Below are 18,458 nucleotides of genomic sequence, written 5' to 3'. Positions count from 1 at the left end.
TTTCGCCAGGTGGTGGCGGGGACATAGGGCCCATGAAGCGAGCGGTTTTCGACCTGGCCGTGCTGGTGGGCCGGGTGGTGATCGGCGTGATCTTCGTCGCCCACGGCTGGCAGAAGTTCCAGGGTGGGCTCGGCGCGGTCACGCAGATGTTCACCCAGATGGGGATCCCGATGCCGGGGCTGTCGGCGACCTTCGCCGCCGCGGCCGAGCTGCTGGGTGGTGTCTGCCTGATCCTGGGCCTGCTGGTGCGCCTGGCGGCGCTCGCGCTGGCCGTCGACATGGTGGGCGCGTTCGTGTTCGTGCACGGCAGCAAGGGCGTCTTCGTGACGAGCGGCGGCTGGGAGCTGGTCGGCGCGCTGGCGGCGGGCTGCGTCCTGCTGATGGCGGTCGGCGGGGGACACTTCGGCATCGACGGGCTGTTCATGCGCTACACCAGGAAGCGGGCCGAGCAGCGGGATACCGACCAGCAGGAGCGCGAGCGGGCGGACGGACGTCCCCCCATGGACATCTTCGACGAGCCCCGGAGGGACGACGACCTGCCGCCCGACGCGCCGCCCACCCGCCCCTAGCGGCGGGCGACCAGATCCTGCAGCGCGCCGATCAGCCGGTCGACGTGCTCCTCGGTCGTGCCGATCCCGATCGAGGCCCTGACGGCCGACGCGGCGTCGTCCTCGCAACCGCCGTCCGCTATGTCGAGCAGGTGGCGCAGGAACGGGTGCGCGCAGAACTTCCCGTCCCGCACGCCGATGCCGTACTCGGTGGACAGCGCCTCGGCGACCTGCCTGGCGGTGTACCCGTCGACGACGAACGACACGATGCCGACCCGCGGGTGGTCGGGCCCCCAGAGCGACAGCTCGCGCACCCCCTCGATGGCGCCCAGTCCCTCGCGCAGCCTGGCGATCAGCCGCTCCTCCTCGCGGACCAGCGGCGTCCACCCCGTCGCGGTGAGCGCGTCGCACGCGGCGGCCAGCGCGATCGCTCCCAGCACGTTCGGGGTGCCCGCCTCGTGCCTGGGCTCGGCGTCCTCGTGCCACTCGGTGGCCCCGTCGTCGAGGGCGCCCACCGACCTCACCGCCCCGCCTCCCTTGAGGTACGGCTCGCCGTCCGACAGCCAGTCACGCCGCCCGACCAGCACTCCCGCGCCGAAGGGCGCGTAGAGCTTGTGGCCGGAGAAGGCGACGTAGTCCAGGTCGAGCGCCGTCAGGTTGAGCTTGCGGTGCGGGACGAGCTGGGCGGCGTCTACGAGGACGCGGGCGCCGTGCCTGTGGGCGATGTGCGCGAGGGCGGCGATCGGCCACAGCTCGCCCGTCACGTTGGAGGCGGCGGTGACGACGAGCAGCTTGGGGCCCTCGATGGCGGCGAGCGCCTCGTCGGCCTGCCGTACGGCCTCGCCGGGGAAGGCGGGGGGAGCGAGGCGCACGACGCGCTGCCACGGGAGCAGGGACGCGTGGTGCTCGGTGTCGAAGACGACGGTCGTGGTGCCCTCGGGAAGGCACCGGGCCAGCAGGTTGGTGGCGTCGGTCGTGTTGCGGGTGAAGATGACCGCGTCGTCGGTGCGGGCGCCGACGAAGGCGCGGACGGTGTGGCGCGCCTGCTCGTAGCGGGCGGTGGTCAGCTGCGAGGCGTAGCCCGCGCCGCGGTGGACGCTTGAGTAGGCCGGGAGCGCGGCGGTGACGGCGGCGCTGACCGGCTCCAGACAGGGCGCGCTGGCGGCGTAGTCGAGGTTGGCGTAGGAGACCAGGCGGCCACCCTTGACCGGCACCTCGAGGTCCTCGCCCAGCACCTTGACCTGAACGGGGTTGAAGATCGTCGCAACGGACACGGCACAGCCCTTCTGGGGTCATCGGACCCCCGGCCGTGGCGCATCGGAGCCCGCGCTTGCCCGCCACACCTCGTGGCGGACCAGGTCTTCACCCGGGGCACCCCGCCGCGGACGCGAGGGTTGCCGGCCAGCAAGCCGGGGCTAAGCGCTGGCACTCATGACCTACGCCCGAACTATAACCGACACGGGGTGCCACTTCGCAAGCCGCGAACTTCTGGGGCGATCGGGTCGTTGGGGTTGGGGACAGCGAACCAAGGAGGCACATGATGATGGACTGGGTGGCAGACCCACAGATCTGGATCGGGTTCTTCACCCTGGTCGCCCTGGAGATCGTCCTGGGAATAGACAACATCATCTTCATCTCGATCCTGGCGGGGAAGCTTCCGCCCGAGCAGCGCGACAGGGCCAGGGTCCTCGGACTCGCCGCCGCCCTCGTCTCGCGTCTGCTGCTGCTCCTCGGGCTCTCCTGGGTGGTGAAGCTGACGGAGCCGCTCTTCGAGGTCTTCGGGCACGGGATCTCGGGCCGCGATCTGATCCTCATCCTCGGTGGCCTGTTCCTGCTGGCCAAGAGCGTGCTGGAGATCGGCGAGAGCATGGAGCTGAAGGACAAGGACGGCAAGGACCGCAAGGTGACCTCCTTCACGTCGGTCATCCTCCAGATCATGGTGCTCGACATCGTGTTCTCGCTCGACTCGGTCATCACCGCGGTGGGCATGGTGGACGAGCTGGGCGTGATGGTCGCGGCCGTCATCGTCGCGGTGCTGGTGATGCTGTTCGCGTCGGGGCCGATCAGCAGGTTCGTGGACAGGCACCCGAGCATCAAGATGCTGGCGCTGTCTTTCCTGGTGCTGATCGGGGTGGTGCTCCTGGCCGAGGGCTTCGACCAGCACATCCCGAAGGGCTACATCTACTTCGCGATGGCGTTCTCGGTGATCGTCGAGCTGCTCAACATCAGGATGAGGAGCAGGCACGCGAAGGCCGAATCTAATATGCAGTAGTGCGCTTTGATCCTTGGAATCCGGATTTTGTAGCTTCGCCCTACGCGGTCTACGACGAGCTGCGGCGCGACGCGCCGGTCAGCTTCTTCGAGCCCACGGGACAGTGGCTGATCGCCAGGCACGCGGACGTCAACGCGCTGCTCAGGGATCGCCGTCTGGGCAGGTCCTACCTGCACCTCGCCACGCACGAGGAGTTCGGGCGCGAGCCGGAGCCGGAGTTCCAGGAGCCGTTCTGGCGGGTGGTCAACGCCGGCATGCTCGACGTCGAGCCGCCGGTGCACACCCGCCTGCGCCGGCTGGTCTCCAAGGCGCTCACGCCGAGGATGGTCGAGTCGATGCGGCCCAGGGTCCGCGTGATCGTCGAGCGCCTGGTCGACGATTTCGTGGAGAAGGGCGGCGGCGACCTGATCGCCGAGGTCGCCGAGCCGCTGCCGGTCACCGTCATCGCCGAGATGCTCGGCGTCCCGGACGCCGACAGGCACCTGCTGCGCCCGTGGTCGGCCGACATCTGCGGCATGTACGAGCTGAACCCCTCGCAGGAGGCGCAGCACACCGCGGTCAGGGCCGCGTCGGAGTTCTCCGACTACCTGAAGGACCTCGCCCGCGCCCGCAAGGCCGCTCCCGGCGAGGACCTGATCAGCGCCCTCGCGCAGATCGAGGAGCTGACCGAGGACGAGCTGGTCGGCACCTGCGTGCTGCTGCTCAACGCGGGCCACGAGGCGACCGTGAACGTGACCGGCAACGGCTGGTGGTCGCTGTTCCGCAACCCCTCCGAGCTGGTACGGCTGCGCGAGGACCTCTCGCTGCTTCCCACGGCGATCGAGGAGCTGATGCGCTACGACACCCCGCTGCAGATGTTCGAGCGCTGGGTGCTGGAGGACATCGAGGTCGGCGGCGTGGCCATCCCGAAGGGCGTGGAGGTGGCCCTGCTGTTCGGCTCGGCCAACCGCGACCCCGAGGTCTTCGACGAGCCCGACACGCTCGACGTCGGCCGGGCGGACAACCCGCACATCTCGTTCGGCGCCGGCATCCACTTCTGCCTGGGCGCGCCGCTGGCCAGGATCGAGCTGGTGGAGTCCTTCGGCGCCCTTCTGAGGAGGGCGCCGGCGATGGAGCTGACGAGCGAGCCCGTCTGGAACCCCGGCTACATCATTCGCGGGCTCCGGTCGCTGGAGGTCTCCTGCGACTGAGCGAAGCGAGCGAGCCGGCGGGCACAGCGGGTCTTCTCACGGGGCCGACGCAGGAGGCCGGGTGAGAAGCGGTTCGACCAGCTTGGCCGCCAGGGGGCCGAAGGCCGCCAGGATCAGCACGTAGGTGGCGGCGAGGGGGCCGAGATCGGGATGGGCTCCCGCCGCCACCGCCAGTCCCGCGATGACGATGTTGAACTCGCCGCGCGGGACCAGCGCGATGCCCGCGCGCATCCGGCCCGCCTTGGCGATGCCCGCCCTGCGGGCGGCGTAGGCGCCGGTCAGCAGCTTGGTGACGATGCTGACGAAGGCGAGCAGGAGCGCGAGCAGCGCCACGGGCGGGATCTTCGTCGGGTCGGTCTGCAGACCGAAGAAGACGAAGAACACCGCGGCGAACAGGTCGCGCAGCGGCATCAGCAGCGCTCTCGCCTCGTGCGCGAGCTCGCCCGACAGCGCGATGCCGACGAGGAAGGCGCCGACGGCCGCCGACACCTGCAGCTCCTGGGCCAAACCCGCCACCAGCAGGGCCAGGCCGAGCACCTTGAGCAGCAGCACCTCGTTGTTGGGGCTGGAGACGAACGCCTCGATGAACCTGCCGAAGCGCAGCGCGATCACCAGGACGACGGTGACCGTACCGAGGGCGATGCTCAGCGAGATCGCTCCTGTCACCAGGGAGACGCCGGCCAGCATCGCGGTGAGCAGCGGCAGGTAGACGGCCATCGCCAGATCCTCGAAGACCAGCAGCGACAGCACGACGGGTGTTTCGCGGTTGCCGATCCATCCGAGGTCCGACAGCACTTTCGCGGTGATGCCCGAAGACGTGGCGTAGGTGACGCCGGCCATCGCGACGGCCGCCACGGGACCCCAGCCGAGCAGCAGCGCCGCGACCGCGCCAGGGGTGGCGTTGAGGACGATGTCGACCAGGCCCGCCCGGGCGTTGCCGCGCAGGCTGGAGACGAGTTCGCCCGCGTTGTACTCCAGGCCGAGCGTCAGCAGGAGCAGCACGACGCCGATCTCGGCGCCGATGGCGATGAACTCCTCGCTGGTCGCGAGAGGGAGGATGCCGCCCTGTCCGAAGGCGAGGCCGGCGATCAGGTAGAGGGGGATGGCGGAGATCCCCACCCTCAACGCCAGCGCGCCGAGCACGCCGAGGCCGAGGATGATGCCGCCGAGTTCGAGGAAGACTATGGCCGTGTTGTGGACTTCTCCTGCGAGAACTCCCATCAGATGGCCTCTGACGAGCTGACGAGCAGACTTCGCATCAGCCGTCCGCGAGGATGTCGGCGGCGGCGGCGGTGTTCTCGGCGTCGCCGACGACGACCACGACGTCCGCGGCCGCGAACCTGAAGTCGGGCGTGGGGCTCGCGTGGACCTGGGACCCGCGCACCACGGCGACCACGGAGGCGCCGGTGCGGGTGCGGATGCGCGCCTCGCCCAGCGTCCTGCCGTCGTACGGCGAGCCGGGAAGGACCGTTACCTGAAGGCTGACCAGCCCTTCGATCTCCCGGTGCAGCGCGTTGAGCCGCTGGACGATGCGCGGCGCGCCGAGCAGCTCGACCAGCGCGTCGGCTTCCTCGTCGTTGAGCTGTATGGCCTCGCACGCCCGGTCGGGATCGCCCCGGTCGTAGATGATGAGGTCACGCCGCCCCGAACGGTGTGAGACGACGGCGACGCGGCGGCCTGACTGGGTACCGAACTCGTGTTTGAGTCCGATGCCTGGAAGCGGGGTCTGTTCGATCTCCACATGGTTAACGTATCTGGCTAAGCCACCCAAAGGCGCCCCAGCCTGCCGGGTCGATCAGTTCGGCCTCCCGCGAGGCGCGGGCCAGCGCCCGCAGGTATCCGGGCGGATCGGTCCGCGCGAGGTCGAGCGGGGGGCGGACGCCGGTCACTCCGAGAGTGCGCAGAATGTCGCGCTGTGTGGACAAGGTTGTGGATATCGCGCCGGCTCGCCGGCCCGCGTCCGCGCACGCGTCGAGCGCGACGTGAGCGGTGATGTCGCAGGTCCCGTCGGGTATCGGCGCGACGACCGCACCGTCCCTGTATCCGGTGAGCGTGCCGCGGGGCGGTCGGTTATCCACAGGGTGTGCATAATCGACGGCGATCGCCTGACCGCCGGCCAGCCGTCCGATCACGGCCGCCCACGCCGCGCACCGCGACCTGCCGACCTCGGCCCGCTGGCCCACGCGGCGCAGCGGCCACCAGCGTTCCAGCCAGAGCAGGTCGTCCTCGCAGGGCGGCGGGCCGAGCCGCTCCTCGCCCGTCTCGATGTGGACGAGCACCACCCGAGGGCCCTCGGCGGTCTGCTCCACCACGTCGAAGGGGATGTTGTCCAGCCATTCGTTGGCGATCGCCATGCCGGTGATCCCCTGCGGGATCGCGTGGCTCCACGCGATCTCGTCGGGCAGCCCGGCGGGGCGGGAGGACAGGTCGACGGCCGTGACGCTCAACCGGTCGCGCAGCGACGGCGGAGCGGCCGCGAGCACGGCGGCGGACAACGCTCCGTCGCCGGCGCCGATGTCGACCAGGTCCAGCCGGTCGGGCCGGCCGAGATCGGTGTCGAGGCGCCGCAGCAGCGTCAGCACGGCCCCCGCGAAGACGGACGAGGCGCCGACCGAGGTGCGGAAGTGCCCTGAGGGGCGTTCGCGCAGGTAGAAGCCGCTCTCCCCGTAAAGTGCCCGCTCCATCGCCGCTCGCCAGGTGAGCCACATGTCACGGACTATCTCATGGTCACCCGATGACACGCCCAGTGATGTAATGACTACTCCCTGTCGCTGCTTTGCGCTACGGTTACCCGGTGTCATCGGACGGTCGCCCCGACCTTACCCCCAGTGGGCCCGGCCGATCGTCGATGCAGGCATCGGTACCGCGGCCGCGCGCCGCGCAATGAGAGGACACCCCCATGCTCAAGAAGACTGTCGTCGCCGCCGGCGTGCTGGCCATGATGGCGTTCGGCGCGCCCGCCGCCCACGCGGACAACGTCACCAGCGGTGACAACGGCGTGCTGTCGGGCAACCAGATCATCGCGCCGATCTCGATCCCGGTGAACGTGTGCGGCAACGCCGTGGCCCTCTTCGGCGTGGCTGTCGCCGGCTGCAAGGGCGGTGCCTCGGTCGTCAACCGGTGGTGACCTGAAGACCGCGCGCCCGTCCTGCGACGAAGCAGGGCGGGCGCGCTTTCACACCCGCGCTTTCACACCAGGGGCCGGCCCGTCGGCGGTGGGTCGGCCCTCTGGTGCGGGAACGGGCGCCGAGTCACCATGGCTCGGCGCCCGCCCTCTGGCGGGGGTGTCCCATATGTATGCCCTTGTCAGGCTTTGACTCAGCCCAACATGCGGCAAAAGAGCCATGACCGTGGCTGCTGTAGAGCGCCGGATACCCTGGTCAGCAGTGTCGGATGACAGGGGAGCGCGACGTCATGGACGCAGGTGATCGCCCGGGCCGGCTGGCCGTCGGCGTACTGGGCGCGGGCAAGGTGGGCTCGGTGCTCGGCGCCGCGCTGGCCCAGGCAGGCCACAGGATCGTGGCCGCCGGCGGCGTCTCCGACACCTCGCAGCGCTGGGCGGCCGAGCGGCTCGGCGTGCGCACGTTCAGCCCGGAAGAGGTCGTCGCCAGGGCCGAGCTGATCCTGCTCACCGTCCCCGACGACGCGCTGCCCGAGCTGGTCGCGGGTCTCGCGGCCACCGGCGCCGACCTTCGCGGCAAGCTGCTCGTCCACACCAGCGGCGCGTACGGGCTGGCCGTACTCGATCCCGCCACGCAGGAAGGCGCGCTGCCGCTGGCCCTGCATCCCGTGATGACCTTCACCGGCAGGGACGACGACCTCAACAGGATCACCGGCATCTCCTTTGGCGTCACCTCGCCCGACCCGCTGCGCCCGATCGCCGAGGCGCTGGTCATCGAGATGGGCGGCGAGCCGGTCTGGATCGCCGACACCGACCGTGCCCTCTACCACGCGGCCATCGCGGGGGCGGCCAACCACATGGTGACGCTGATCGCCGAGTCGTCCGAGCTCCTGCAAAGGATCGGCGTCGAGCACCCCGGCAGGATGCTGGGACCGCTGCTCGGGGCCGCGCTGGACAACGTCCTGAGGCTCGGCATCTCGGGGCTGACGGGGCCCGTGGTGCGCGGTGACGCCGGCACCGTGCGCAAACACGTCGACGCGCTCATCCTGGCGGCACCCGAAGCGGCCGACGCATACGTGGCACTCGCTAGGCTCACGGCGGACCGGGCGCTCGCCGCCGGGTTGCTGAAGCCCGAGGCGGCCGAGCGACTGCTCGACGCGCTCGGGGGGAACATTTGGACCTGATCGGGCCGGGACGTTCCGCCTGGACCTGATCAGTCTAGGAGGAATCGATGGAACTGATCGTCGCGCACGACCGCGCCGACCTCGAGAAAGCCCGCTCCTCGGGGAGCGTGGCGCTCGTCCCCACCATGGGCGCCCTGCACGAGGGGCACCGCTCGCTGATGCGGCAGGCCCGCGCACTGGCCGAGCAGGTCGTGGTCAGCGTCTTCGTCAACCCGCTGCAGTTCGGCCCCGGCGAGGACTTCTCCCGCTACCCCCGCACCTTCGACACCGACCTCGACGTCTGCGCGGAAGAGGGGGTGGACGTGGTCTTCGCCCCCTCGGCCGACGACATGTACCGCCCCGACCGGCAGGTAGGCGTCTCGGCGGGCGAGATGGGCGCGATCGTCGAGGGCGCGGTCCGCCCCGGGCACTTCGACGGCGTGCTCACCGTCGTGCTCAAGCTGTTCAACCTGGTCCGGCCCGACGTGGCCGTCTTCGGCCAGAAGGACGCCCAGCAGCTCGCGCTTATCAGGCGCATGGTCGCCGACCTCGACCTGCCCGTGGAGATCGTCGGCGCGCCCACCGTGCGCGAGCCCGACGGGCTCGCCCTGTCCAGCCGTAACCGGTACCTCACCACCGACGACAGGCGGACCGCCCTCGCCCTGTCCCGCGCCCTGCTCGCGGGAGCAGCCGAGAGCGCGCCCGCCTCCGTGCGCGCCGCCGCCACCGCGGAACTGGCCGCGTCGGGGCTCGCGGTCGACTACCTCGTCCTCGTCGACCCCGCGACGTTCGCGGAGGTTCCCGACTCCTTCAGCGGCCAGGCGGTCCTGGCGGTGGCGGCTAGAGTCGGCACCACCCGCTTGATCGACAACGTCCTTGTGACGTTCTGAGGAGGCGCTTGTGTTAAGGACCATGATGTCGTCCAAGATCCATCGAGCCACGGTCACCCAGGCCGACCTGCACTACGTGGGCTCCCTCACCATCGACGAGGACCTGATGGAGGCGGCCGGCCTGCTGGAGGGCGAACAGGTCCACGTCGTCGACATCGACAACGGCGCCCGCCTGGTGACCTACGCGATCACCGGTCCGCGAGGGTCGGGGATCATCGGCGTCAACGGCGCCGCCGCCCGGCTGATCTCTCCAGGCGACCTGGTGATCATCATCGCGTACGGCCAGCTCGACGACGCCGAGGCGCGCTCCTTCACGCCTCGGGTGGTCCACGTCGACCGCGACAACCGCATCGTCGAACTGGGCTCCGACCTGGCGGCGGCCGTAGAAGGAGCCATGCGGGGCGACGTGGTCCACTGATGAAACATGGGGGGCGGGAAGGGAGCACGGGCCGCCGGGCGTTATCGTCATATTGACGAAATCTGAGGAGGTCCCCCATGAGTGCACCGGCGATCCCCATGAAGCTCACCGCGCCCGCCCCCGGGTGGACGGTCGAGGCCGACGTCGTCGTGGTGGGCTCGGGTGTCGCAGGGCTGACCGTGGCTCTGCGCTACGCCGAGCTCGAACCCGCCGCGAAGATCCTGGTCGTCACCAAGGACGTGCTGTCGTCCGGCTCCACGAGGTGGGCGCAGGGCGGCATCGCCGCCGTGCTCGACCCCGCGGACTCGCCCACCGAGCACCTGGACGACACGCTGGTCGCGGGGGTCGGGCTGTGCGACGAGCAGGCCGTCAGGACGCTGGTGACCGAGGGGCCCGGCGCGCTGCGGAACCTGATCGCGAGGGGCGCCAGGTTCGACACCGACGAGCGGGGCGAGCTGCAACTCACCCGCGAGGGCGGCCACCACCGCAACCGCATCGTGCACGCGGGCGGCGACGCGACAGGCGCCGAGGTGCAGCGGACGCTCATCGAGGCGGTGCTCGCGCACGCCACGATCGAGGTGATCGAGCACGCGCTCGTGCTCGACCTGGTCAAGGACGCCGAGGGCCGGGCCAGGGGCGTGACGCTGCACGTGATGGGCGAAGGCGCGCGCGACGGCGTGGGCGAGGCGCGGGCCAGGGCCGTGGTGCTGGCCACCGGCGGCATGGGCCAGGTCTATGCCTCCACCACCAACCCCGTCGTCTCCACGGGCGACGGCGTGGCGCTCGCGCTGCGCGCGGGGGCCGTCGTCAGGGACCTGGAGTTCGTCCAGTTCCACCCCACCGTGCTGTGGCTGGGGGAGGAGTCGACGGGCCAGCAGCCGCTGATCTCCGAGGCCGTGCGCGGCGAGGGCGCCCACCTCGTCAATGCCCGGGGCGAAAGGTTCACCGACGAGCTCGCGCCGCGGGACGTCGTGGCCAAGGCGATCACGAGCGAGCCCGGGCAGGTCTACCTCGACGGCCGCCACTTCGGCCTCGACAAGTGGAAGAACCGCTTCCCGACGATCTACGCGATCTGCCTCGACCACGGGATCGACCCGACCACCGAGCCGATCCCCGTCATGCCCGCCGCCCACTACGCCAGCGGCGGCGTCAGGACGGACCTGCGGGGGCGCACCTCGATCGAGGGCCTCTACGCCTGCGGCGAGGTCGCCTGCACGGGCGTGCACGGCGCGAACAGGCTGGCCTCCAACTCGCTGCTTGAGGGGCTCGTCTTCGCCGAGCGGATCGCCGAGGACATCCACCAGGTACGGCCGGCCCCCGGCGAGCCCGTGGTGTCCACCGCCGAGGAGGGCCTCGTCGACCCCCGGGCCCGCACGCGCGTCCAGGCCCACATGAGCAGCGGCGCGGGCGTGCTGCGCAGCAGGTCCTCGGTGGTCAGGACGGGGACCGCGCTGCGGGACGCCAGATGGACCCCGGTGGCCGTCCAGCCATGCGTGGAGTCGTGGGAGAGCACGAACCTGCTCACCGTGGCCTCGGTCCTCGTGGCCGCCGCCCACGCCCGCCTGGAGACGAGGGGCTCGCACTGGCGGGAGGACTTCCCCGACCGCGACGACGAGAACTGGCTCGGACACCTGGACATCACGCTGACACCGGAAGGACTGACCATGACCTACACCCCGCACGGGACGGGGCCGCGCCTGGCGGACGAACTGGAGTCCGCGGGCCTCGACGCCGCCATCGTCGACGAGGTCGTCTCGCGCGCGCTCGCCGAGGACCTCCAGGAGGCGGGCGACGTCACCTCCCTGGCCACGATCCCGCCGGGCCAGCTCGCGACCGCAGACGTCGTCGCGAGGGCCGACGGCGTGGTCGCGGGCCTCGCCGTCGCCGAGATGGTCTTCCGCAGGCTCGGCGTCACCTCCGTCGAGCGCACCGTCAAGGACGGCGAGCGGGTGCGCCGCGGCGACGTGCTCATGACCGTCCAGGGCGAGACGCGCCACCTGCTCACCGCCGAGCGCACCGCGCTGAACCTGCTCACCCACCTGTCCGGCGTCGCGACGCTCACCGCCCGCTGGGTCGCCGCGGTCGAGGGGACGGGCACCAGGGTGCGCGACAGCCGCAAGACGCTGCCGGGGCTGAGGGCGCTGGAGAAGTACGCGGTCAGGGCGGGCGGCGGGGTCAACCACCGCATGTCGCTCTCGGACGCCGCCCTCATCAAGGACAACCACGTGGTCGCCGCGGGAGGCGTCGCCGAGGCTTTCCGCAAGGTGAGAGATCTGTATCCGGACCTCCCGATCGAGGTGGAGGTGGACAGGATCGACCAGATCGCGCCCCTCCTCGCCGAAGGCGCCGAAGAGATCCTTCTGGACAACTTCACGGTGGAGGAGCTGGCCCGGGCCGTGAAACTCGTCGACGGGAGGGCGCGACTCGAGTCGAGCGGAGGGCTGACCTTGGAATCGGCCCGTGATGTAGCCGAAACTGGCGTGGACTACGTTGCTGTGGGAGCGCTCACGCACTCGGCACCTGCGCTTGACATAGCCCTGGATCTACGGGGGAACTAAATGCTGCTAGCGATCGACGTCGGCAACACGCACACGGTTCTCGGCCTCTTCGAGGGCGAGGAGGTCATCGAACACTGGCGGATCGCCACCGATGCCCGCCGTACCGCCGACGAGATCGCGGTCGTCGTGCAGGGGCTGCTGGCCCAGTCGCCCCTGCTGAAGGGCGCGGACGTGAGCGGCATCGCGATCTGCTCGACGGTCCCCTCTGTCCTCAACGAGATGCGCGAGATGTGCCGCCGCTACTACGGCGACGTCACCGCGGTCATCGTGGAGCCGGGCATCCGCACCGGCGTGCCGGTCAGGATGGACAACCCCAAGGAGGTCGGCAGCGACAGGATCGTCAACTCCCTGGCCGCCATCGACCAGTACGGCGGGCCCTGCATCATCGTCGACTTCGGCACCGCGACCTCCTTCGACGCGGTGTCGGCCAAGGGCGAGTACGTCGGCGCGGTCACCGCGCCCGGCATCGAGATCTCCGTGGACGCACTGGCGGCCGCGGGAGCGCAGCTGCACAAGGTCGAGTTGATCAGGCCGCGGTCCGTCATCGCGAAGAACACCGTCGAGGCGCTGCAGTCCGGCATCATCTACGGCTTCGCCGGCCAGGTCGACGGCATCGTCGAGCGGATGGCGGCCGAGCTCGCCGACGACCCCGACGACGTCACGGTGGTGGCGACCGGCGGCCACGCCTCGCTCGTGGTCAGGGAGTCGCGCTCGATCGACGTGCACGAGCCGTGGCTGACGCTCATCGGGCTCAGGCTCATCTACAACCGCAACACGACATGACGAAGGGCCCCCGCGGGAAGGGGCCCTTCGGCGCAGTGACGATCACACTTCCTCGGCGTCGTAGATGTCCCACCACTTGCCGCACTTGCTGACCTTGTGGGTGTAGGGGTCGTACTGGCAGACCTTGACGCGGACCGCGTAGACGTCGTCCTCGTGGAAGGAGAAGGTCTTGTAGCCGGGGTAGCCGCAGTAGTAGCGGGAGTAGACCTGGTACCAGTCGTACTCGTCGTCGGCCGCCTGGAACTTCACGTAGGCGCACTTGCCGCCCTCGCTGTACTTCCTGTTGTCCAGGTCGTACAGCCGGCCCTTGACGTGAACCGAGTTGCCGTCCTCGTAGTCGCCCTCGACGCCGATCCAGCCGTTCGCCCTGGCGAGGCCGTACTTGGAGTAGTAGGGGCCCCAGTAGTCGTCGTAGTCCGAGGCGGAGGTGGTGGAGGAGGAAGTGGAGGCGTTGGCGGTGGCGGGGAGCGACAGAGCGAGTGCGCCGGTGGCGGCCACTGCGAGGAAGCCTGTCGCGAGCTTCTTCATCATGATCTCTCCTTGAGCCCCACGGTTCCGGCTCCCTGCCGGATCCCCCCTGGGCTCTATGCGTCAGTTCTAAGCCCCTCTGCTTGCACTCCCTTTGCAAAGAGCTGACGAACTCTTGCATTGCGCCATATCGGTACCCTTTGGTGTTGTGAGCGACGAACTTCCCGAGCAGATGCGCATCCGGAGGGAGAAGCTCGACCGCCTTCGCGCCGAGGGCGTCGACCCTTATCCGGTGACCTTTCCCCGTACGGCGACCAACGCCGAGATCAGGGAGAAATACCAGGGCCTCGACCCTGACACCGCGACCGGCGACAAGGTCGGCGTCGCGGGGCGCGTCATGCTCAACCGCATCGGCGGGAAGCTCTGCTTCGCCACCCTGCGTGACGGCAGCGGCGACCTGCAGGTCATGATCTCCCTCGACAAGGTCGGGGAGGAGTCGATGGCCGCATGGAAGCGTGACGTCGACCTCGGCGACCACGTGGGCATCGAGGGCGAGGTCATCACCTCCCGCCGCGGGGAGCTGTCCATCCTGGCCGACAGCTGGCAGATCACCTCCAAGTGCCTGCGCCCGCTGCCGGAGAAGCACGTCGGCCTCACCGACCCCGAGGCCCGGGTACGGCAGCGCTACGTCGACCTCATCGTCAACGACGAGGCGCGCAGGATGGCCCACGTCCGCAGCGCCACGGTCCGCGCGGTGCGCGACTTCTGGCACGAGGAGGGCTACCTCGAGGTCGAGACGCCGATGCTGCAGCCGATCCACGGCGGCGCGGCGGCGCGTCCCTTCAAGACGCACATCAACGCCTATGACATGGAGCTCTACCTCCGCATCGCGATCGAGCTCTACCTGAAGCGGCTCGTGGTCGGCGGCATCGAGAAGGTCTTCGAGATCAATCGCAACTTCCGCAACGAGGGCGCGGACTCCACGCACAACCCCGAGTTCACGATGCTCGAGGCCTACGGCACCTATCTCGACTACAACGACATGGCCGACCTCACGCAGCGGATGTACCAGAAGGCGGTCGTCGCCGCTCTGGACACCACCGTGGTCGTCCACGACGGCGTCGAGATCGACCTGGGTCTGGCGCAGTGGCCGCGCATCACGCTGTACGGGTCGGTCTCCGCGGCGCTCGGTGAGGAGATCACCACCGAGACCCCGCTCGACCAGGTCAGGAAGTACGCCGACAAGCGCGACATCCACTGGGACCCGAAGTGGGGCCAGGGCAAGCTCGTCCAGGAGCTCTTCGAGGAGCTCGTCGAGCACACGCTGATCCAGCCGACGTTCGTCATGGACTACCCGCTGGAGACCTCGCCGCTCACCAGGCAGCACCGCGACGATCCGCTGCTCACCGAGAAGTGGGACCTGATCGGATTCGGCACCGAGCTCGGCACGGCCTACTCCGAGCTGGTCGACCCGATCGAGCAGCGCCGCCGGCTCACCGAGCAGTCGGTGCTGGCCGCCGGGGGCGACCTCGAGGCGATGCAGCTCGACGAGGACTTCCTCCAGGCGCTGGAGTACGCGATGCCGCCGACGGGTGGCATGGGCGCGGGCATCGACCGGATGATCATGGCCTTCACCGGCAAGAACATCAGGGAGACGATCCTGTTCCCGCTGGTCAAGCCCTCCCACTGACCCTGCCTCTGCCCCGGTCCCGCACGGGCTTCCCGCGAGGGACCGGGTACGGCAGGCGAGCGGCTCTCGCCGTACCGGACACGCGTCGTGACGCGTCAAGGTGTGAGGACCAGGCGGCCGCGCAGGCCTCCCGCGGCCAGGCGGGCGTGCGCGTCGGCGGCCTTCTCCAGCGGGTAGGTGCCGGCGACCCTGGCGGTGAGCCTGCCGAGCCCGGCGAGCCGGGCGATCTCGGCGAGCTGGCGCGGCTCCTCCCTGAAGAACACGGTCGCCACGTCGGTCCCGCGCAGCGCGACGGGTGCCACGCCGGCCGTCAGCGTGATGAAGGTGCCGCCGTCGCGTAGAGCGTTCAGCCCCGCGAGGCCGGTCACCGCGGCGTCGATCACGGCGTCCACCCCGTGGGGCACCCGCCGCCTGACGCCCTCCCCGAGGTCCTCCTCGCGCGGGACGAACCATTCCGCACCGAAGCCCCGCACCAGTTCCTCGTCGTCCCTCCCGGCCGCGCCCACCACCCGCAGGCCGCGGGCGGTCGCGAGCTCCACCGCGAACCCGCCGACCGCGCCGGCGGCGCCGGTGACGAGCACGGTCCTGCCCTGGTCCAGCCGCGCCCTGTCGAGCGCCTGCCACGCGGTCAGCGTGTTGAGCGGCAGCGTGGCCGCCTCGACGGCGGAGATCCCCTGCGGCGCGGGCGCGACCGCGTGGGCGTCGACCACCACGTACTCCGCCTGCGCCTTGGTCGGCAGCTCCAGCCGGCCGACGAGGGCGATCACCTCCTGGCCGGGCGTGAAGGCCACGTCCTCGCCGACCTGGTCGATCACGCCTGCCGCGTCGAAGCCGAGCCCGTAGGAGGCGAGCCTGCGGGCGACGCCGTAGTCGACGAGGGTTCCCGCCGCGACCGCGAGGTCGAACAGGTTCACCCCCGCCGCCGCCACCTTGATTCGCACCTGGCCGCTGCCCGCCTGAGGGATCGGAGCCTCGATGAGCTCGGGCGAGCCTGAACCGCCGATGAGCGCACGCATTGTCGTCATGCCGCCGACCCTAGGGAGAGCTGCTCTCTTCTGGTAAGAAGGCACCTGGAAGTGCGTAACCCACCCGAAGGAGCCCCGTTGGCGACCATGACGGCGGCCGAGCGCCGCGCCGAGGCCAAGCAGGCTTATGACGCCTATATCGCGCAGTGCCCTTCAAGGAAGCTGCTCGACGCGCTTAGTGACAAATGGGTCAGTCTGGTGCTCACGGCTCTCGCCAATGGGCCGCTGCGTTACAGCGATCTCGCCAGGACGGTGGCGGGTGTGAGTCAGAAGATGCTGACCCAGACGCTTCGCGGACTGGAAAGGGACGGCCTGGCCTCCAGAACGGTGACCGCCTCGGTGCCGGTGCGGGTCGATTATCGGCTGACGCCACTCGGAACGAGCCTGCTGCCACTCATGGCGGCGATCAAGGAATGGGCCGAGAGCCACATCGAGGATGTCGAGCTCGCCCGCGAACACTATGACGCCCAACGGGACGGCGAACAATCGGGGCGAAATTCCGGATAAGGACAGTTTCCTGTTAGGCGGTTGTGGACCGTTCTACGCACCACACGCCATGCGAGTTCTTCATATAGAAACGATCAAGTCAATAGCCGCCGTCAAGCGCCGCACGAATCGACCTTGACGACCTTTCCCGTATGCGTTTACCGTCTGCGAGACGAGCAGCTTGCTCGGGCCGAGACGTCGCCGAGTTGTGCTGTTGGGGGGAGGGCTCCCGATGGATGTGCTCACCGACGACGGAGTCGTGCTGAGCCAGGACGACCTGGAACTCCTGGCGGAGTTGGCCAAGGGCGTCACGGTCGACCGCGTGGGCAGGACGCTGGAGATCAGCGGTCGCACGGTCCGCCGCCGCCTGCGGGTCATCTGCGACAGGATCGGCGTCGCCACGGCGATCGAGGCGGTGGCCTGGGCGGCGCGCCGAAGACTCATCTAGCCGGCGCGGTTGCGTCTCGCGTACGGCCTCCATCCGGTTCCGGCGCGAGCGGCTCCCGGCTAGTCGGCGATGCGGACGGCTCCCGCGAAGGGCCTGTTGCCGATCGTGGCGATCCGGACGACGTCGCCGGTCTGGGGCGCGTGCACCATCATCCCGCCGCCGATGTAGATGCCCACGTGGTGCAGGTCGCTGTAGAAGAAGACCAGGTCACCCGGGCGCAGCTCCTCGCGCGTGATGTGCGTGCCCGCGGTCCACTGGTCGCCGGTGTAGTGCGGCAGGCTGATGCCGACGCGCTGGTAGGCGGCCATGACCAGCCCCGAGCAGTCGTAGGAGCCGGGACCTTCGGCCCCCCACACGTACGGCTTGAGCTGCTGCGTCAGCGCCCAGCGTGCGGCCTCCGCCGCCTTGCCGCTGCCGATGATCGGCAGGTTGACCTTGGTGGCGCGGGTGCCGGGCCGTCCCGCCTCACCGATCGCCCGCCTGAACAGGCTGCTCTCGACCTTGGCCACCATCGAGGTGATCTTGTCCCGCTTGCCGCCGAGGTCGTCGACGAGCTTCTGGACCTCCGCCAGGCGCGTCTTGGCCGTCGCCCTGGCCTTCTCCGCGGCGGCGATGGACTCGGCGAGCTCCTTGACCTCCTGGCCCTGCTGCTGGTTGATGGCGAAGGAGGTGGCGGCGGCGTCGAGGAAGGCGCCGGGATCGGTCGCGTTGGCGAAGGCGAGGCCGTCGGTGAAACCGCCGGACATGTAGGTGCTCTCGGCCAGGAGGGTGGCCCTGGCGCGCTTGGCTGCCAGATCGGCTTCGCTGGTGGCCAGGATCTTCTTGGCGTTGTCCGCGGACTTCTTGACGCTCTTGAGCTTCTCGCGCTGCCCGTTGTACTGCTCGGTGAGCGTCTCGATGTCGTTGTGGAGCTTCTCGACCTGCTTGGAGAGCTCCCTGAGCGACGGCTTGGGGTCGGCCATGGCCGAGCCGAGAGGCGTGGTGAGGACCAGAACGGCCATCGCGGCGCCCAGGATCGCGAACCGCTTCCGGCGGGAACCGGGTTCGTGGGGGCGGGCGTGCTCGCCCGCCGACTCCCCTTCGCGGATGCGCCTGCGCTTCACCAACCAGCTCCTCTCGTAGTCGCCGACCGGGTTAGCTGACGGGTTCGGGCCGGAGCAGCCCTACCGAGCCCGAGCTCGGATTCACCCCTTGACGGCTGGGCGGCCGCCGGCGGGTCCCCGGCTCCCCTTGTGGGGGATTAGGCGTGTCTCCACGCCTGGCCGCGTGGGGGACATCGTCGGTGGACACTAGTGCAAGCAAGGTTCGTGCTCAACCAGAACTGCCAATCCAGTAGAGGATGCGCATCCAAAGGATCACGGGCAGATCACGCAAAAGCCCGATCGACCAGGGGATTGC

Annotated in this window: 19 protein-coding genes and 2 riboswitches; of the genes, 12 read left to right on the top strand and 7 right to left on the bottom strand. The window is 69.8% G+C overall.

What is annotated here, in order from left to right; translation table 11 throughout:
- The first annotated feature begins 32 nt into the window (after window positions 1-32).
- Window positions 33-569, top strand: coding sequence for a DoxX family protein (locus ACFSKW_RS24640; protein ID WP_379574753.1), 537 nt, complete (start codon window positions 33-35; stop codon window positions 567-569).
- Here the strand turns inward: ACFSKW_RS24640 and ACFSKW_RS24635 are convergent.
- Complete coding sequence (locus ACFSKW_RS24635) at window positions 566-1,822, bottom strand: aminotransferase class V-fold PLP-dependent enzyme (RefSeq protein ID WP_379574751.1); 1,257 nt, start codon at window positions 1,820-1,822, stop codon at window positions 566-568. The genes ACFSKW_RS24640 and ACFSKW_RS24635 overlap by 4 nt on opposite strands.
- A 47-nt stretch (window positions 1,823-1,869) precedes the next feature.
- Window positions 1,870-1,985, bottom strand: a riboswitch (SAM riboswitch).
- A 100-nt stretch (window positions 1,986-2,085) separates the two neighbouring features.
- Between ACFSKW_RS24635 and ACFSKW_RS24630 the strand changes: the two genes are divergently transcribed.
- Together ACFSKW_RS24630 and ACFSKW_RS24625 are read left to right on the top strand one after the other, a co-directional pair.
- Window positions 2,086-2,820 carry a TerC family protein gene (locus ACFSKW_RS24630; protein WP_417629460.1) on the top strand — a complete coding sequence of 245 codons (735 nt, stop codon included), beginning with the start codon at window positions 2,086-2,088 and terminating at the stop codon, window positions 2,818-2,820.
- Window positions 2,820-4,010 (top strand): cytochrome P450, encoded by a 1,191-nt coding sequence (locus ACFSKW_RS24625; protein WP_379574749.1) that lies wholly within the window; start codon window positions 2,820-2,822, stop codon window positions 4,008-4,010. The genes ACFSKW_RS24630 and ACFSKW_RS24625 overlap by 1 nt, the downstream gene beginning before the upstream one ends.
- Window positions 4,011-4,046: 36 nt before the next feature.
- On the opposite strand, the gene ACFSKW_RS24620 is transcribed toward ACFSKW_RS24625, so the two are convergent.
- From ACFSKW_RS24620 to ACFSKW_RS24610, 3 genes are read right to left on the bottom strand one after another with little or no spacing between them, the layout of a single operon-like run.
- Window positions 4,047-5,231, bottom strand: a complete 1,185-nt coding sequence (locus tag ACFSKW_RS24620; protein WP_379574748.1) for a cation:proton antiporter — start codon at window positions 5,229-5,231, stop codon at window positions 4,047-4,049.
- Window positions 5,232-5,268: 37 nt separating this feature from the next.
- Window positions 5,269-5,751, bottom strand: coding sequence for a cation:proton antiporter regulatory subunit (locus tag ACFSKW_RS24615; protein WP_379574747.1), 483 nt, complete (start codon window positions 5,749-5,751; stop codon window positions 5,269-5,271).
- A 4-nt stretch (window positions 5,752-5,755) separates the two neighbouring features.
- Window positions 5,756-6,718: an SAM-dependent methyltransferase gene (locus tag ACFSKW_RS24610; RefSeq protein WP_379574745.1), complete on the bottom strand. Its 963-nt coding sequence runs from the start codon at window positions 6,716-6,718 to the stop codon at window positions 5,756-5,758.
- Between the two features lie 191 nt (window positions 6,719-6,909).
- On the opposite strand from ACFSKW_RS24610, the gene ACFSKW_RS24605 reads away from it, so the two are divergent.
- The 6 genes from ACFSKW_RS24605 to ACFSKW_RS24580 all read left to right on the top strand — a co-directional run bounded on the left by ACFSKW_RS24605 (window position 6,910) and on the right by ACFSKW_RS24580 (window position 12,943).
- Window positions 6,910-7,137, top strand: coding sequence for a chaplin family protein (locus tag ACFSKW_RS24605; protein ID WP_379574744.1), 228 nt, complete (start codon window positions 6,910-6,912; stop codon window positions 7,135-7,137).
- A 287-nt stretch (window positions 7,138-7,424) separates the two neighbouring features.
- Window positions 7,425-8,315, top strand: a complete 891-nt coding sequence (locus ACFSKW_RS24600; RefSeq protein ID WP_379574743.1) for a Rossmann-like and DUF2520 domain-containing protein — start codon at window positions 7,425-7,427, stop codon at window positions 8,313-8,315.
- Window positions 8,316-8,362: 47 nt separating this feature from the next.
- Entirely contained in the window at window positions 8,363-9,184 is an 822-nt protein-coding gene (gene panC, locus ACFSKW_RS24595) for a pantoate--beta-alanine ligase (RefSeq protein WP_379574742.1), read from the top strand.
- Between the two features lie 10 nt (window positions 9,185-9,194).
- Window positions 9,195-9,602: an aspartate 1-decarboxylase gene (gene panD / locus ACFSKW_RS24590; protein ID WP_379574741.1), complete on the top strand. Its 408-nt coding sequence runs from the start codon at window positions 9,195-9,197 to the stop codon at window positions 9,600-9,602.
- Window positions 9,603-9,679: 77 nt separating this feature from the next.
- Window positions 9,680-12,160 (top strand): L-aspartate oxidase, encoded by a 2,481-nt coding sequence (locus tag ACFSKW_RS24585; protein ID WP_379574740.1) that lies wholly within the window; start codon window positions 9,680-9,682, stop codon window positions 12,158-12,160.
- Entirely contained in the window at window positions 12,161-12,943 is a 783-nt protein-coding gene (locus ACFSKW_RS24580; protein ID WP_379574739.1) for a type III pantothenate kinase, read from the top strand.
- 42 nt (window positions 12,944-12,985) lie between these two features.
- On the opposite strand, the gene ACFSKW_RS24575 is transcribed toward ACFSKW_RS24580, so the two are convergent.
- Complete coding sequence (locus ACFSKW_RS24575; RefSeq protein WP_379574738.1) at window positions 12,986-13,474, bottom strand: hypothetical protein; 489 nt, start codon at window positions 13,472-13,474, stop codon at window positions 12,986-12,988.
- Window positions 13,475-13,619: 145 nt separating this feature from the next.
- Between ACFSKW_RS24575 and lysX the strand changes: the two genes are divergently transcribed.
- Window positions 13,620-15,101, top strand: coding sequence for a bifunctional lysylphosphatidylglycerol synthetase/lysine--tRNA ligase LysX (gene lysX, locus ACFSKW_RS24570; RefSeq protein WP_379574737.1), 1,482 nt, complete (start codon window positions 13,620-13,622; stop codon window positions 15,099-15,101).
- A gap of 95 nt (window positions 15,102-15,196) precedes the next feature.
- Here the strand turns inward: lysX and ACFSKW_RS24565 are convergent, their stop codons facing one another.
- Window positions 15,197-16,126, bottom strand: a complete 930-nt coding sequence (locus ACFSKW_RS24565; protein ID WP_379574736.1) for an NADP-dependent oxidoreductase — start codon at window positions 16,124-16,126, stop codon at window positions 15,197-15,199.
- 87 nt (window positions 16,127-16,213) lie between these two features.
- On the opposite strand from ACFSKW_RS24565, the gene ACFSKW_RS24560 reads away from it, so the two are divergent.
- Both ACFSKW_RS24560 and ACFSKW_RS24555 read left to right on the top strand, forming a co-directional pair.
- On the top strand, window positions 16,214-16,633 hold the full coding sequence (locus ACFSKW_RS24560; protein ID WP_379574815.1) for a winged helix-turn-helix transcriptional regulator: 420 nt from the start codon (window positions 16,214-16,216) through the stop codon (window positions 16,631-16,633).
- Window positions 16,634-16,844: 211 nt separating this feature from the next.
- The gene (locus ACFSKW_RS24555; protein ID WP_358137671.1) at window positions 16,845-17,060 is read left to right on the top strand and encodes a LuxR C-terminal-related transcriptional regulator; all 216 of its coding nucleotides are present in this window, start codon (window positions 16,845-16,847) and stop codon (window positions 17,058-17,060) included.
- A 59-nt stretch (window positions 17,061-17,119) separates the two neighbouring features.
- On the opposite strand, the gene ACFSKW_RS24550 is transcribed toward ACFSKW_RS24555, so the two are convergent.
- Window positions 17,120-18,163: a C40 family peptidase gene (locus ACFSKW_RS24550; RefSeq protein ID WP_379574735.1), complete on the bottom strand. Its 1,044-nt coding sequence runs from the start codon at window positions 18,161-18,163 to the stop codon at window positions 17,120-17,122.
- Between the two features lie 5 nt (window positions 18,164-18,168).
- Window positions 18,169-18,317, bottom strand: a riboswitch (cyclic di-AMP (ydaO/yuaA leader).
- Window positions 18,318-18,458 lie beyond the last annotated feature (141 nt).

Source organism: Nonomuraea mangrovi (assembly GCF_042681425.1).
Taxonomy (GTDB): Bacteria; Actinomycetota; Actinomycetes; order Streptosporangiales; family Streptosporangiaceae; genus Nonomuraea; species Nonomuraea mangrovi.
This window is presented reverse-complemented; position numbering and strand designations above follow the sequence as displayed.